This is a genomic window from Variovorax sp. CCNWLW186 (genome assembly GCF_037203865.1).
Classification (GTDB): domain Bacteria; phylum Pseudomonadota; class Gammaproteobacteria; order Burkholderiales; family Burkholderiaceae_C; genus Variovorax.
In genome coordinates this window covers 140,176-153,047 of the sequence record NZ_JBBCBO010000006.1, presented here as the reverse complement: position 1 = coordinate 153,047, position 12,872 = coordinate 140,176, and the positions used below count along the sequence as shown (strand labels likewise).

At 67.4% G+C, this 12,872-nt stretch carries 11 protein-coding genes; 7 read left to right on the top strand and 4 right to left on the bottom strand.

All coding sequences use genetic code 11. From position 1 onward, the window contains the following. The first annotated feature begins 29 nt into the window (after positions 1-29). The 7 genes from V9K97_RS09930 to V9K97_RS09900 all read left to right on the top strand — a co-directional run bounded on the left by V9K97_RS09930 (position 30) and on the right by V9K97_RS09900 (position 6,290). The gene (locus tag V9K97_RS09930) at positions 30-1,295 is read left to right on the top strand and encodes a lipopolysaccharide biosynthesis protein (protein ID WP_337317789.1); all 1,266 of its coding nucleotides are present in this window, start codon (positions 30-32) and stop codon (positions 1,293-1,295) included. Beyond that, positions 1,292-2,572: a glycosyltransferase WbuB gene (locus tag V9K97_RS09925; RefSeq protein ID WP_337317788.1), complete on the top strand. Its 1,281-nt coding sequence runs from the start codon at positions 1,292-1,294 to the stop codon at positions 2,570-2,572. Before V9K97_RS09930 ends, V9K97_RS09925 begins: the two co-directional genes overlap by 4 nt. Before the next feature lie 111 nt (positions 2,573-2,683). Next, positions 2,684-3,475 (top strand): response regulator transcription factor, encoded by a 792-nt coding sequence (locus V9K97_RS09920; protein WP_337296396.1) that lies wholly within the window; start codon positions 2,684-2,686, stop codon positions 3,473-3,475. 36 nt (positions 3,476-3,511) lie between these two features. Further along, complete coding sequence (locus V9K97_RS09915) at positions 3,512-5,020, top strand: mannose-1-phosphate guanylyltransferase/mannose-6-phosphate isomerase (protein WP_337317786.1); 1,509 nt, start codon at positions 3,512-3,514, stop codon at positions 5,018-5,020. Positions 5,021-5,080: 60 nt separating this feature from the next. Beyond that, positions 5,081-5,365 carry a hypothetical protein gene (locus V9K97_RS09910; RefSeq protein ID WP_281148485.1) on the top strand — a complete coding sequence of 95 codons (285 nt, stop codon included), beginning with the start codon at positions 5,081-5,083 and terminating at the stop codon, positions 5,363-5,365. A gap of 37 nt (positions 5,366-5,402) precedes the next feature. Then, a complete protein-coding gene (locus tag V9K97_RS09905; RefSeq protein WP_258507331.1) occupies positions 5,403-5,999 on the top strand; it encodes a hypothetical protein in 597 nt (198 codons plus the stop codon). Positions 6,000-6,080: 81 nt separating this feature from the next. Beyond that, positions 6,081-6,290 carry a hypothetical protein gene (locus V9K97_RS09900; RefSeq protein WP_337317785.1) on the top strand — a complete coding sequence of 70 codons (210 nt, stop codon included), beginning with the start codon at positions 6,081-6,083 and terminating at the stop codon, positions 6,288-6,290. A 29-nt stretch (positions 6,291-6,319) separates the two neighbouring features. Here the strand turns inward: V9K97_RS09900 and V9K97_RS09895 are convergent, their stop codons facing one another. From V9K97_RS09895 to imuA, 4 genes are all read right to left on the bottom strand, one after another. Beyond that, positions 6,320-7,252 carry a hypothetical protein gene (locus V9K97_RS09895; protein ID WP_337296393.1) on the bottom strand — a complete coding sequence of 311 codons (933 nt, stop codon included), beginning with the start codon at positions 7,250-7,252 and terminating at the stop codon, positions 6,320-6,322. A gap of 69 nt (positions 7,253-7,321) precedes the next feature. Then, positions 7,322-10,678 carry an error-prone DNA polymerase gene (locus V9K97_RS09890; protein WP_337317783.1) on the bottom strand — a complete coding sequence of 1,119 codons (3,357 nt, stop codon included), beginning with the start codon at positions 10,676-10,678 and terminating at the stop codon, positions 7,322-7,324. Beyond that, the gene (locus V9K97_RS09885) at positions 10,671-12,038 is read right to left on the bottom strand and encodes a Y-family DNA polymerase (protein ID WP_337317782.1); all 1,368 of its coding nucleotides are present in this window, start codon (positions 12,036-12,038) and stop codon (positions 10,671-10,673) included. The genes V9K97_RS09890 and V9K97_RS09885 overlap by 8 nt, the downstream gene beginning before the upstream one ends. Beyond that, positions 12,007-12,825, bottom strand: a complete 819-nt coding sequence (gene imuA, locus V9K97_RS09880; protein ID WP_337317780.1) for a translesion DNA synthesis-associated protein ImuA — start codon at positions 12,823-12,825, stop codon at positions 12,007-12,009. The genes V9K97_RS09885 and imuA overlap by 32 nt, the downstream gene beginning before the upstream one ends. Between the last annotated feature and the right edge of the window lie 47 nt (positions 12,826-12,872).

Sequence of the window (12,872 nt, the reverse complement as noted above, 5' to 3'; positions counted from 1 at the left end):
CGCGGCCCGGCACGCAACAGGCGCAGGCCATGAACCTCCTCGACCGCTCCATCACGCTGCCCGGCTTTCGCGCCGTGCAGTTGCGCGGCCTGGGTGCGCTGGCTTCGCGACTGTATGCCTACCTGTCGGGCTTCCTGGCCGTCTTTCTGATGGCGGCGTATGTCTCGCCCGCGGAGTTCGGCGAGTACTCGATCTACCAGTCGGTGCTGGAAGCGGCACTGGTCGTGGGCACGCTGGGCAGTTCGCTTCTCTTTTCGCGCGAAGCCGGCAGCGTGCCGCCGGGCGTGCGCCGGGGCGACGTGCTGCGCACCCTGGCCATCGGCATTCCGCTGGCCACGCTGCTGATCGTGCTGATCCTGAAGGTTCAGCACCTGCCGGTGGCGGGCGCGCCCTTTGTGCTGATGGTATCCACGATGGCGGTGTTCTCGTTCATCAGCCTGCGCCTTTCCTACAGCCGGGGGCTGGGCTATGCGGGGCTGCTCAACCTGGAGACGGGCATCCGCTCGAGCATTCTGGTGCTGGGCATCGCGGCGCTCATCGTGCTGGGGTTCGAGCTGGGTGCCTGGCAGCTGCTGCTCATCAACCTCTTGGCCTTTTTGATCGTGGGCGCGGCCAGCATGCGCACGGGCTGGGCTGCAGGTCCGCCGCGCGGCCGGCCGGCGCTGCGCCTGCAGTCGCAGGGCGGCGCCACCGTTTATTCGCTGCTGATGTTCCTGCTTCGCAAGTCGGACCTGCTGGTGGTCGCCTTCTTCATGCCGCTCGGATACGTGGGCGCTTTCAAGGTCGCGTTTCTGCTGGCGGAAGCACCGTCGCAGTTCGTGCAGGCGTTTCTCTATACGAAGACGCGCGCCATGCTGGGTGCCGAGGCCGGCAAGCTCGATGCGTCGACGCTGCAGCTGGCCAAGCAATCGTTCCTGCTGGGCTGCGCGCTCTTTGCCGGCCTGGCCGCGCTGATCACGGTGGCCGCGCCGCTGCTGAAGGTGGGGCACGAGGCGCTCGAGATCTTTCTGTGCATTGCGCCGTACTTCCTGCTGCGCACCTACACGATCCACCACGAGATGCTGCTGGCGCTCAAGAGCCCGGTGGCCGCACTCGGCGGCTGGGCATTGCTCGAAGTGGCGCTGCGGCTTGTGTCCTACGGCGTGGTGGTGTCGGTTTTTCCCGGCAAGCCGCACTACGTTTTCTTCATCGCCTTCTTCACCGACTTTCTTCTCTACGAAGTGCGCATGCGCGCGCTGTTCGGCTTCTACCCGATCGTGCGGCTGGTCCGCGGTTCCTTTGAAAGGGCATCGTGAAAATTCTGCTTTACTCGATGAACTTCACGCCCGAGCTGGTCGGCATTGGCAAGTACTCGGGCGAGATGGCGCAGTGGCTGCATGCAAAGGGCCACGACGTACGCGTGATCGCATCGCCGCCCTTCTTTCCGCAGTGGGCCCCGTTCGAAGGGTATTCGGCCTGGGCTTATCGCAAGACCGACTGGAACGGCATCACGGTCTGGCGCGCGCCGACCTGGGTGCCGGCGCGGCCGCGGGCGCTCGCGCGGCTCGCGCATCTGTTCTCTTTCATGGTGTCGAGCATGCCCTTGCTCATCGCGCAGATCCGCTGGAAGCCGGACGTGGTCTTCGTGGTCGAGCCGCCCCTTTTCTGCGCGCCGTCCGCGCTCCTCTTCTCGCGGATGCTCGGCATCAAGTCGTGGCTGCACATCCAGGACTACGAGGTGGACGCCGCCTTTGGCATGGGCCTGGTGCGCGGCGCGCGGGTGCGGCGCTTCGCGCTCTCGGTGGAACGCTGGCTGCTTGGCCGGTTCACCCGCGTATCGACCATCTCGGCCGCCATGCTCGACAAGGCGAAGGACAAGGGCATTGACGAAACCCGGCTGGTGCTGCTGCCCAACTGGGTGGATGTGCGCTCGATCTTTCCGCAACCCGCCGATGCGCCGGATGCGGGCGGCGCCACCGGCTACCGGAGCATGCTCGGCATTCCGGCGGACGAGGTGGTGGTGCTCTATGCGGGCAGCCTGGGCGCCAAGCAGGGCATCGAGTTGCTGGCCGATGCGGCGCACCGCCTGGTCGCGGCGGCGCATATCCACTTCGTGTTCTGCGGCAACGGCCCGAGCCGCGAGCCGCTGAAGGCAGCCTGCGCAAACTTGCCGCGCGTTCACTTCATCGACCTGCAGCCTGCCGAGCGGCTCAACGAACTGCTGGGCATGGCGGACATCCACGTGCTGCCGCAGCGCGCCGACGCCGCGGACCTGGTGATGCCTTCGAAGCTGGCCGGCATGCTCGCGAGCGGCAAGGCCGTGATCGTGACGGCCCATGCGGGCACCGAGCTGAGCAACGTGGTGTCCGGCCGCGGCATGGTGGTTGCCCCCGGCGATGCGGACGCGCTGGCCGACGCCATCGCGCAACTCGCGATGTCTCGCCCGCAACGCGAAGCCATGGGCGCGGCCGCCCGTTCGTTCGCGGAAACAGAGCTGGACCGCAACGCCATTCTCCAGCGCCTGGAGCGCGAACTGATGCGCTGCGTGGCCGAGCCGCTCGCGGTTCCCGCCCCCACCGGATCCAGGCCATGACTCTTTCAAAGCTGCCTGCAAAGGCTCCCCAAGTGCCAGCCCCCGAGGGCCGGCGTATCTCGATGCAAACGTGAAACCTCCTCCAACCCTAACAACTCTCTAGGAACCTTCATGTCCGACACCGCGCCTCACTCTTCCGACTCCCCTGACTCCGCTCGGGCGTCCGAGCGCCGCACGGTTTATCCGTCCGGCGTCTGTCCTCCGGCCGAACCGCTGTGGCCGCATTTCCTGACGGGGCAGGAAGACGCCCCGGTTCGCGTGCTGCTCGTCGACGACGACGAGTTCATGCGCCGCGTGATTGCCCAGGAGCTGCTGTCGGACATGCGCATCCAGCTGGAGGCGCAGGCCGGCAGCGTGCGCGACGGCCGTCGCCTGCTGGCGACCCATGAATTCGACGTGCTGATGGTCGACCTCCGGCTCGGCGACGGATCGGGCTTCGAGCTCATTCGCGAGGCGCGCAAGCTGCATCGCTACTGCGAAATCATCGTCATCTCGGCCATGGAAGACGACGCCCATGTGATGCATGCCTTCGAGCTTGGCGCCACGGGCTACCTGCTCAAGCACGCCTGGCTGCAGAGCTTTGCGCAGGCCGTGCTGCAGGTGGTGAACGGCGGCGCGGCCATCACGCCCAAGCTGGCGCGCCGGCTGCTGACACGCATGAACCAGCACACCAGCGAGCCGCCTCCCGTAGAAGCACCGCAGCAGCGCGAGGTAACGCTGACGACGCGCGAGCGCGAAGTGCTCCGCTGCGTGGCGCGCGGCTGCGTGTCGAAGGAGATCAGCATGAGGCTCGGAATCTCGGGGCAGACGGTCAACGCCCACATCAAGAACATCTACAAGAAGCTGCAGGTGCATTCGCGCGCGCAGGCGGTGAGCTTTGCCACCAACACCGGGCAGCTCTGAGCCGGCCGGCCTTCCCCCTTCATCAAGGACGTTGTCATGAACACCCCCACCATCCATCCCGTCGTGCTCTGCGGAGGCAGCGGCACCCGCCTGTGGCCGCTCTCGCGCAAGACGCTTCCCAAGCAGTTCGCGCCGCTGATCGGCGACAAGAGCCTGCTGCAGATGACGCTGGAGCGACTGTGCAGCCTGAACAGCAACATCACGTGCATCGCATCGGAAGACCACCGCTTCCTGGTGCGCGAGGCCGTCGAGAAAGCCGGTGCCACCGGGCGGCAGATCCTGGAGCCGATGGCGCGCAACACCGCGGCGGCCATGGCGGCTGCGGCACTGCTCGCCGGCAAGGACGACCTGCTTCTGTTCGCCCCCTCCGACCACCACATTCCCGACACGCTGCTGTTCGCCGAGACGATAAGGCGCGGCGTCGATGCGGCGCTGGCCGGGCACATCGTGACCTTCGGCGTGATGCCGTCTTTCGCGAGCACCGCCTATGGCTACATCGAAGCCGGCGCGGTGTCGGCCGACGGCTGCAGCCGGGCCGTGGTGCGCTTCGTCGAAAAGCCCACGGCGTCGGTGGCCGAATCGCTGATCCTGCACGGCGGCTACAGCTGGAACGCGGGCATCTTCCTGGTGCAGGCAAGTACGTTGATAGCGGCGTTGAACGCCCACGCGCCCGACATCCTGCTGGCCTGCCAGCGTGCGACCGCCGGTGTTTCGAGCGAGGGCAGCTTCGACCGCCTGGACCCCGAGGCCTTCCAGGCCTGCCGCAGCGACAGCATCGACTATGCGGTGCTCGAAAAGCAGCAGAACATTGCCGTGGTGAAGTTCGAAGGCGCCTGGAGCGACGTGGGAAGCTGGAACGCCGTGGCCACGCTGCATCCGGAAGACGGCACCGGCAACCGCCTGAGCGGCCAGGCCAGGACGCTGCGTGCGCGCAATACCTTCATTCATGCGCCGCACCGGCCGGTGGTGGCCCTGGGCACCGAGGACCTGATCATCGTGGACACGCCCGACGCCGTGCTGGTGGCGAAGGCGGATTGCGCCGAGCAGGTCGGCGAGGTGGTGCGCATGCTCGCGCAGCAAGGCCAGGCCGAAGCGACCGAACACCGGCGGGTGGTGCGGCCTTGGGGCGCCTACGACAGGCTCGACTTCGGCGACCGCTTCCAGGTGAAGCGCCTCACGGTGAATCCGGGCGCCAAGCTGTCGCTGCAAATGCACCACCATCGCGCCGAGCACTGGATTGTGGTGCGCGGCACCGCCAAGGCCACCTGCGACGGCCAGGTCAGCCTGGTGCGGGAGAACGAATCCATCTACCTGCCCTCGGGCGCGATCCACCGGCTCGAGAACCCGGGCAAGACCATGCTCGAAGTGATCGAGGTGCAGACCGGCAGCTACCTGGGCGAGGACGACATCGTGCGCTTCGACGACACTTACGGCCGCTGCGCCTCCATCAGGGCGCAGCCCGAAACGGCGACGGCGATGCCGCCCGAAGCGCTGGCTGCAAGCGCCAGCGCGAGTGCGGGTGCACAGCTGGCGGCACACCCCTGACATGCGCGGCAACAACGCCACCGGAGGACGGGGCTGTTGCCATCACGTAGCATCCGGCCCATGAGCTACACAGTGAACCTGATCGACTTCCCCGATGCACCGGCCGAAGTCATTTCCGCGGCGGAGTCGCGCTTCCGGCGCGAACTCGACAAGCTGCTGGGAGACGGCGTGACGCAGGCCTTGAAGGCCTTCGAAAACGCCAGCGAATCGAGTGCCGACGAGTTGACGAAAGACGAGATCGCGCTGGCCGCAAACTGGGCCAAGGCCTACGAAGCCGCCAAGACCGCAGGCTTTCGCGCGCTGGGCGAGGCCGACGAAGCGTATTTCGAAGTCCGGCCGGACTGACGGCCGAGGCAGCCACCCCGTTTCAGGCAGGCCCTTCATGACGAAGCGTTGGCCTGCCCTGATCTTGACGGCCGCAGCCCTGCTCGCGGGCTGCACCGCGCCGCCCGCGAGACCTCCCGTCGCCTCGGCTCCGGCCGCCAGTGCGGTGCAATGGCAGTACGTGCGCTCGACCTCGTACGAGGCCGGGCAGCCCGGCCTGGGCGTCAGCCACCGGTACCAAAGCAACGTGGGCTGGGTCGACGTCTACGTGTACGGCATGAAGCGCAGCGACTGGGCCGCCGGCGTCGCCGACCCGGAGTTCGACGAGCACTTCAAGGCCGCGGTGGAAGAGGTCCGGCTTGCGGGCGCGCGAGGCGTCTATGCCAAGGTGGAAGTCGGCCCGGTGCGCGATGAGCTGATCGACGGGCAGGCCTTCCGGCGCGTGAGCTTTCGCGTGCTGCACGCCCAGAGCCAGAAGACCTACGAGTCGTTCACCTTTCTGACGGGGCGCAACGGCCGGTTGCTGAAATACCGCATGTCCTTCGTCACGCCGGCGCCGGCCAATCTGGATGCCATTGCCCGCGAATTCATCGAGCGCAACCTGCGCAGCGGGCCGGACATGCCACGGGCCATGCACCCTCTCCTCAGCATTTGAGACGGCGCAAATATACTGTACGTTCATACAGTGTTTCCTCTAGAATTACTCGTCTCCCAGAGCAACATTCGAGGCGACACCATGACCACCGCCAGCCCGCCAGCGCCTTCTGCGCGGATCCTGTTTTTTTCGCCGCTGAGGCGCTTGCAGCCGCGCCCGCATGCGGGCCGCATTTCGACCTGGCCTTTTCGCGTGGTCTCCGACAAGGAGCGCGGCGACGGCAAGGACATCCGCCTGCAGGCGGCCCGCGTCATTCGCACCACGGCCGAGCAGTGGTGGCCTGAGTCCTAGTGATTTGCAACGGCCGCGCAGGCCGTCATTCAGGGCGCATCGTCGCCCAGCATGTCCTGCGCATCGTCATCGAAACCCGCAATGGGCTGCGCCTTTGCAAGCGCCAGCCACACGCCGAACGGAATGCGCTCGAACGCGCGGTGCACGGCCGCGCGCGCCACCACCAGCCGCTCGCCTTCGAGCACCAGCACGCCGCACTCCTGCGGAATTTCGTCGGGCGATGCGATGCAGCGGCCGCGCGCATCGTTGCCCAGCACGTACCAGCACTCGCCTCCCAGATCGAGGTAGGCCGCACGCTTGTCCGGCTTGCGCAGGTCGCCCAGCAAGTCGGCGCGGCTCACCTTCACCTCGTGCACGATGGGGTGCGCATAGGCCTCGACGCTGGTATTGCGAATGGAAAACACATCGGGCTTCGCAATGCACCAGCGCGGCTTGCCGCCCTCTTCGAGCGGCGGCAGGCGCGCCCGCAGGCCGAGGCCGCGCCAGGCGATGCGGCCGCCGCGCGTCATTTCGCGTGCCACGCGCTCGACCAGTGCTTCATGCGGCGAGAGCGCCGCGCGGTTGATGGTGAGCGTGGTGGCAATGCGGGCAATGCCGGCGTCGGTGACGCGCAGGGTTTCGTGGCCGTGCGGCGTGCGAACGCGCTCGAGAAACCCGCCGGCCAGCAGCTCGACCTCGATGGTGTCGCAGCAGGGCCAGCCGGCCGAACGGTAGATTTCGCGCAGCCGCCGCGCGTGCGCCTTTCCGAAAGGCACCTCGCCGGTTTTCTGCATGGGCGGCGGCGGATCGATCACCGGCGGCGGAAAGCCGGGGTCGGTGAACGGCGGCTCCGCGGGCGGTGGATCGCCTTCCGGCGGCGGCCCGGGCTGCGGTGGCGGCGGCATGGGAATGGGTACATCGGGCGCAGGCGGCGGCGGACCGATCGGCAAGGCCACGACGGGATCAAGTGCAAGTGCGGACATGGAAGAAGCAGGTTAGCGAAAAGTGGCCGATTGCGCGAGCCATGGAACGATCGGTTGCATCCGGCGCCGTCAATGAAAATCGCGGCTGGTGTTGCTCTGCGCCAGCCGGCCCATGAGCGGCGTCAGGTCCTTGAAGCCGGTGGCAATCAGGTGTTGCACCTTGCCGCCGGTCTCGTCGTCGCGCTGCCAGGTGCCCTGCACCGCCAGCAGGTGCGACTTGAGCAGCGGCTCGCGCCAGGCTTCGATGACATGGCTCCAGACGATGACGTTGACATTGCCGGTCTCGTCCTCGAGCGTGACGAAGATGGTGCCGTTGGCGGTGCCCGGGCGCTGCCGCCCCTTGACGATGCCGCAGGCGCGCGCAGTCTGGCCGCTGGGCAGGCTGCGCAGTTCTTCGGCGCTCATGAGCTTCATGCGTGCAAGGCGCGGGCGCAGCAGCGCGAGCGGATGGCGCCGCAGCGTGAGGCCGAGCGCCGCGTAGTCGCCGACGATTTCCTCGCCCTCGGGTGCCGCGGGCAGCTGCAGGACCTGCTCGTTGATCGGCACGCCCTTGAGCAAGGCCGGCGAACGCCTCTGCGCCGTGGCGTCCCACACCTGCTGGCGCCGATGCCCCGAAAGAGACATCAGCGCATCGGCGGCGGCCAGCGCGGCCATGTCCTTGCCGTCGAGTTCGGCGCGCAGGGCGAGGTCTTCGGTGCTGGTGAAGGACGCTTGCGCGCGCGCCTCGAGCAGGCGCTTTGCGCCTTCCTTGCTGAGGCTCGAAACCCGGTTCAGCCCGAGCCGCACCGCGGGCTGGTTCTCGTTGCCGAGGCGATTGGCGTAGCGCGCATCGGTGCCCGGCGGCATACGCGGTGCATCGGGGCTGCGGGCCTCGAGCGTGGTGTCGATGTCGCTGCACGCGACATCGACCGGCCGCACTTCCACGCCATGCCGGCGCGCGTCCTGCACGAGCTGCGAGGGGCTGTAGAAGCCCATGGGCTGCGAGTCGAGCAAGGCTGCCAGAAAGCAGGCCGGCTCGTAGTTCTTGAGCCAGCTGCTCACGGTGACCAGCAGCGCAAAGCTCGCGGCATGGCTTTCGGGAAAGCCGTAGTCGCCAAACCCGAGGATCTGCTTGAAGATGGCCTCGGCGAAAGACTCCTTGTAGCCGTTGTCGACCATGCCTTTCACGAGCTTCTCGTGGAATTTCTCGAGGCCGCCCTTGCGCTTCCATGCGGCCATGGCGCGCCTCAACTGATCGGCCTCGTCGGCGGTGAACTTGGCCGCGATCATGGCGATCTGCATCACCTGCTCCTGGAAGATCGGCACGCCGAGCGTGCGTCCGAGTGCTTCTTTCAGCTCTTCCTTCTCGTAGTGGATCGCCAAGCCCTTGGCCACCCGCTCGCGCTGCTTGAGGTAGGGATGCACCATGCCGCCCTGTATGGGCCCGGGCCGCACAATGGCGACCTCGATCACCAGGTCTTCGTAGCAGCGCGGCTTCAGGCGCGGCAGCATCGACATCTGCGCCCGACTCTCGATCTGGAACACGCCGATGGTGTCGGCGTCACAGATCATGTCGAACACCTTCTGGTCGTCGTTCGGAATATGGTGCATCTCCACCATCGAGCCGCGCCAGCGGTTCATGTGGTCGAGGCCGCGGCGTATGGCGCTGAGCATGCCGAGCGCGAGCACGTCGACCTTGAGCATGCCCATGGCTTCGAGGTCGTCCTTCTCCCACTGGATGACGGAGCGGTCTTTCATCGATGCCTTTTCGACCGGCACCAGGCGCGTGAGCTTGGTGTGCGTGAGCACAAAGCCGCCCACGTGCTGGCTCAGGTGGCGCGGAAAGCCCTTGAGGCGCTGCGTCATCTCGATCCATTGCACCAGCTTGAGTTCGTCTTCCTGCACGCCGACGCGCGCGGCCGCCTTGAACAGTTGCTCGCCCAGCACGGTGTCGTCGAACCAGTAGTGGTCTTTTGCAAACTCGTCGATCAGGCGCTCGTCGATGCCGATGGCCTTGCCCACGTCGCGCAAGGCGCTGCGTGCGCGGTAGCAGATGACGACGGCCGCAATGGCTGCGCGCTCGCGGCCGTACTTTTCGTAGATGTACTGGATGACCTCTTCGCGCCGCTGGTGCTCGAAGTCGACATCGATGTCGGGCGGCTCATTGCGATGCCGGCTCAGGAAACGCTCGAACAGCAGGTGGCCTTTTTCAGGGCTGACCGCGGTAATGCCCAGGCAGTAGCAGACGACCGAGTTGGCTGAAGAACCGCGCCCCTGGCAAAGGATGTGCTTCGAGCGCGCAAAGCGCACGATGTCTTCCACCGTGAGAAAGAACATCTCGTACTTCAGCTCGACGATCAGCGCGAGTTCCTTTTCGACCTGCTCGCGCACCTTGCCGGGGATGCCCTCGGGAAAGCGGACCGCCGCGCCCTCCCAGGTCTTGCGCACCAGCGTCTGCACGGGCGTCTCGTGGTTGCCCACGGTTTCGAGCGGGTACTTGTAGGTCTCGCGGATCACATTGGGATCGAACCGGCAGCGCTCGGCCACCACCAGCGTGTTCGACAGCATTTCGGAGAGATACAGCTCGGCCAGCCGCACCCGCTGCCGCAGATGCCGCTCGGCATTCGACTGCAGCGCAAAGCCGCATTCGGCCACGGTCTTGCCTTCGCGCACGGCCGTGAGCACGTCGTGCAGCGGCTTGGCCGAGCGCGCATGCATGTGCACGTCGCCGGCCGCCACCAGCGGCACGCCCGTGTGCTCGCCCGCCTGCATCAGCGTGACGAACCACAGGTCGTCGTCGAGCTCGTTGAGCATTTCCACCGCCAGCCACAGGTTCTTTCCATAGAGCGCCTTGGCGGCCAGCAGGTCTTCATGCAGCGAGGCGACGTCCATGGCACCGCCCGGCGCCCTGTGCGGCACGAAGAGAATCTGGCAGTGCTGCAGCGAAGCCACGTCGCTCTCGTCCCAGCTCACGCGGTACTCGCCCTTGGGCAGCTCGGTATTGCGCGCGGCGGTGATGAACTCGCACAGGTTGCCCCAGCCTTCGGTGTCGTTGGCGATGACCACGAGCCTGAAGCGCTCGAAGCGGAACTCGCTGCCGAACAGCAGCCGGAAATCGGGGTTGCGCGGAAGCGGCGGCTCGTCAGGATGGTCGCGCTCGTGTTCTTCCAATTTGGCCGGCAGATCGCGCAAGCAGACGTGCGCGCGCACGATGCCGGCCACCGAGCATTCGTCGGTAATGGCCAGCGCCGTGTAGCCGAGTTGGTAGGCGCGCTCGACCATTTCTTCAGGCGTCGAGGCGCCGCGCTGAAAGCTGAAGTTGGTCAGGCAGTGCAGCTCGGCGTAGTCGGGCAGCGTGGGCGGCGGCTTCTTGCGCAAGGGCAACGGCAGCGCATGCACCTTGGCGGAGTTGCGTCCGCGCAGCTGCTTTTCGCTCAGGTCAGGCATAGAACCCCTGCAGGTACCAGCGCACTTCGCCCTGGGAAAAGCGTGCGGAGAGCCGCTCGCGAAAGATCCACACCAGTCCGGCTTCGGGGCTTTCCGCCACGTAGTAGTCGCGCATGGCGGGCTGGCCGCCGTCTTCCTTGCCGCCCCACCAGCCGGCTTCGACGCGCTGCGGCCCGATCAGTTTGCTGAGGGGGCCGCGGTAGCACGGGCGCTCGCCGTCCATCTCGAGCAGCAGCGGCTCGGGCAAGAGCCACGGCGGGTAGAGCGCATCGGGCTGCGAAGCCGCGGCCTTCGCCTTTGCAGTTTCCCTGGCTTCCTTGCGGGTGCCCGGCAGCGCAGTGTCTTTCTGCAGCGCGGGCCGCCAGGCCTGCTTGCGCTCTGGCCGGTGATCGGCCTGCGCCACGGGCACCACCACCTGCTGCGGCCCGAGCCGCACGCTGAGCCGCTCGACCATTTCATGCAGCTTGTCGCCCTTGCGGTTGTCTTCGGGCAGAAAGCTGGTGCTGGCGCCGGCCCATGGATCGGTTTCGAGTGTGCGCAGGCGCAGCCAGCTTGCGGGCGCCGCAAGCGTGGTGAGGGCAAGCTTTTCGGAGAGCAGGCGGCGCAGGTGCGCCATGTCCTGCGTGGGCTCGGCCGTGCGCACGGTGACTTGCTGGTGCGGCGGCAGGTTTACGCCGTTGAAGCGCTTGAGGTCGAGCGTCCATTGCAGCTCGAGCGCGCGCGCGCCGCGCTGGCGGGCACGCAGCCAGAACTGCAGCGCCGTGAGCAGGCGGTTGGCCGACCACATCAGCTCGGGCGCGGTTTCGGCCAGCGCGGGCAGCTCGAGCTTCTGCTCGAACACGTCGGGCAGCGTGAGCCAGCTGTGGCTTTCAGGGCGAAGGCCCCAGGCGATATCGAGCGCCTCGCGCAACGCCGCGCCAAAGCGCCGCGTGAGGCCGCCGCGCGGCAAGGCCGCCACGTCGCCCCAGGTGCGGCAGCCCAGGCGCGCCAGCAGGTCGAGGTGTTCGCGCGCGGCGCTCAGCGTGTCCAGCGGCAGGCCGGCGGGAATGTCCTTGGGCCGGCCCTCGTTGCGCTCGAACAGGCGCAGCCGGGCCAGTGCGATGAGGCTTGTGGCGCCCTGCGCGCCGAGCATCACCGCGCCGGGCGCGGGGTTCTCGTGGGCCAATTGGCGCATCAGCGACGAGCGCCCGCCCCACAGGCGCTCGCAGGCCGAAACCTCGAGCATCAACGCCTCGTCTTGCCAGGCGACGTGCGGCGTGTATTGCAGCGCCCACCAGCCCAGCGCCTCGGGCGTGGGCAGTGGCTGCGCTTCTTCAGGCGAATCGGATTCAAGCGACCACCGCAATGCGATCCAGTGCATTGGGGCCTCCCTTCCATGCGTCGATGCGCACCACCGTGGCTGTTGTCGCGGTCGATGTTGTCTCTTCACCGGCCGCCGCCGTGCCCTGCTGCTGCAGCCGCAGCTTGCGGCGCACCCGGGCGGCCGCCAGCAATGCGGCCATGCGTTCGTTGCGCGCGGGCAGCATCACCGGCGCAGCCAAGGGCGGCCCCCGGCGCTTGAGAATGCGCAGTTCGATCTGCGAGCTGTCGGCCTCGCAGCTTTCCACCTGAAGCCGAAGCCGCGCCGGCGACGCACCCTGCGCGGCCGATTCGGGCCGGCACACGAAGAGCAGCACGTCATGCTGGGCGGCGGCCAGTTGCAGCCGCCGCAGCTCGCCCACCCGGGCCTGCGGCAGCCAGGCCAGCACGGCCGACACATCCGCACAGCGCAGCGCCTGTTCGCAGGCCCACAGGCGCGAAGCCGGCGCGTCGCTCCGGACCCACATCAGCGCTTCCACCGGCAAGCCCTGCGCCGCCAGAGACGGCCCGCAGGGTTCATAGGGCGCGCCGATCAGCACCACCGGCCCGCCGCGCGCCTGGACGGCCTGCGCCAAAGCGGGCAGCAGCAGCCGCCAGACATGGGCCTCGGGCGCGGTTTGCAGCAACTCCGTCATGGCGCCTACAGGCCAGCCGCCACCCGGCAGCTCGGCGTCGAGCGCGGCGTGGCCGGTGGCGACGACCTGCGCGTCGGCCAGGCCGAGCTCGTCGGCATGCCAGACGCCACGGCCTGCGGCGGCGGAAAAGGAGTTGAGGAAAGGAAGGCCCATGATGCAATCGTTAACTGTATTTTTATACAGTATTCCATGCGCCGCAA

Excerpts from the sequence above, each read along its gene's own strand:
- V9K97_RS09930 (WP_337317789.1), top strand. The coding sequence starts at position 30 with ATGAACCTCCTCGACCGCTCCATCACGCTGCCCGGCTTTCGCGCCGTG.
- V9K97_RS09920 (WP_337296396.1), top strand. The coding sequence starts at position 2,684 with ATGTCCGACACCGCGCCTCACTCTTCCGACTCCCCTGACTCCGCTCGG.
- V9K97_RS09915 (WP_337317786.1), top strand. The coding sequence starts at position 3,512 with ATGAACACCCCCACCATCCATCCCGTCGTGCTCTGCGGAGGCAGCGGC.
- V9K97_RS09910 (WP_281148485.1), top strand. The coding sequence starts at position 5,081 with ATGAGCTACACAGTGAACCTGATCGACTTCCCCGATGCACCGGCCGAA.
- V9K97_RS09905 (WP_258507331.1), top strand. The coding sequence starts at position 5,403 with ATGACGAAGCGTTGGCCTGCCCTGATCTTGACGGCCGCAGCCCTGCTC.
- V9K97_RS09900 (WP_337317785.1), top strand. The coding sequence starts at position 6,081 with ATGACCACCGCCAGCCCGCCAGCGCCTTCTGCGCGGATCCTGTTTTTT.
- V9K97_RS09895 (WP_337296393.1), bottom strand. The coding sequence starts at position 7,252 with ATGTCCGCACTTGCACTTGATCCCGTCGTGGCCTTGCCGATCGGTCCG.
- V9K97_RS09890 (WP_337317783.1), bottom strand. The coding sequence starts at position 10,678 with ATGCCTGACCTGAGCGAAAAGCAGCTGCGCGGACGCAACTCCGCCAAG.
- V9K97_RS09885 (WP_337317782.1), bottom strand. The coding sequence starts at position 12,038 with ATGCACTGGATCGCATTGCGGTGGTCGCTTGAATCCGATTCGCCTGAA.
- imuA (WP_337317780.1), bottom strand. The coding sequence starts at position 12,825 with ATGGGCCTTCCTTTCCTCAACTCCTTTTCCGCCGCCGCAGGCCGTGGC.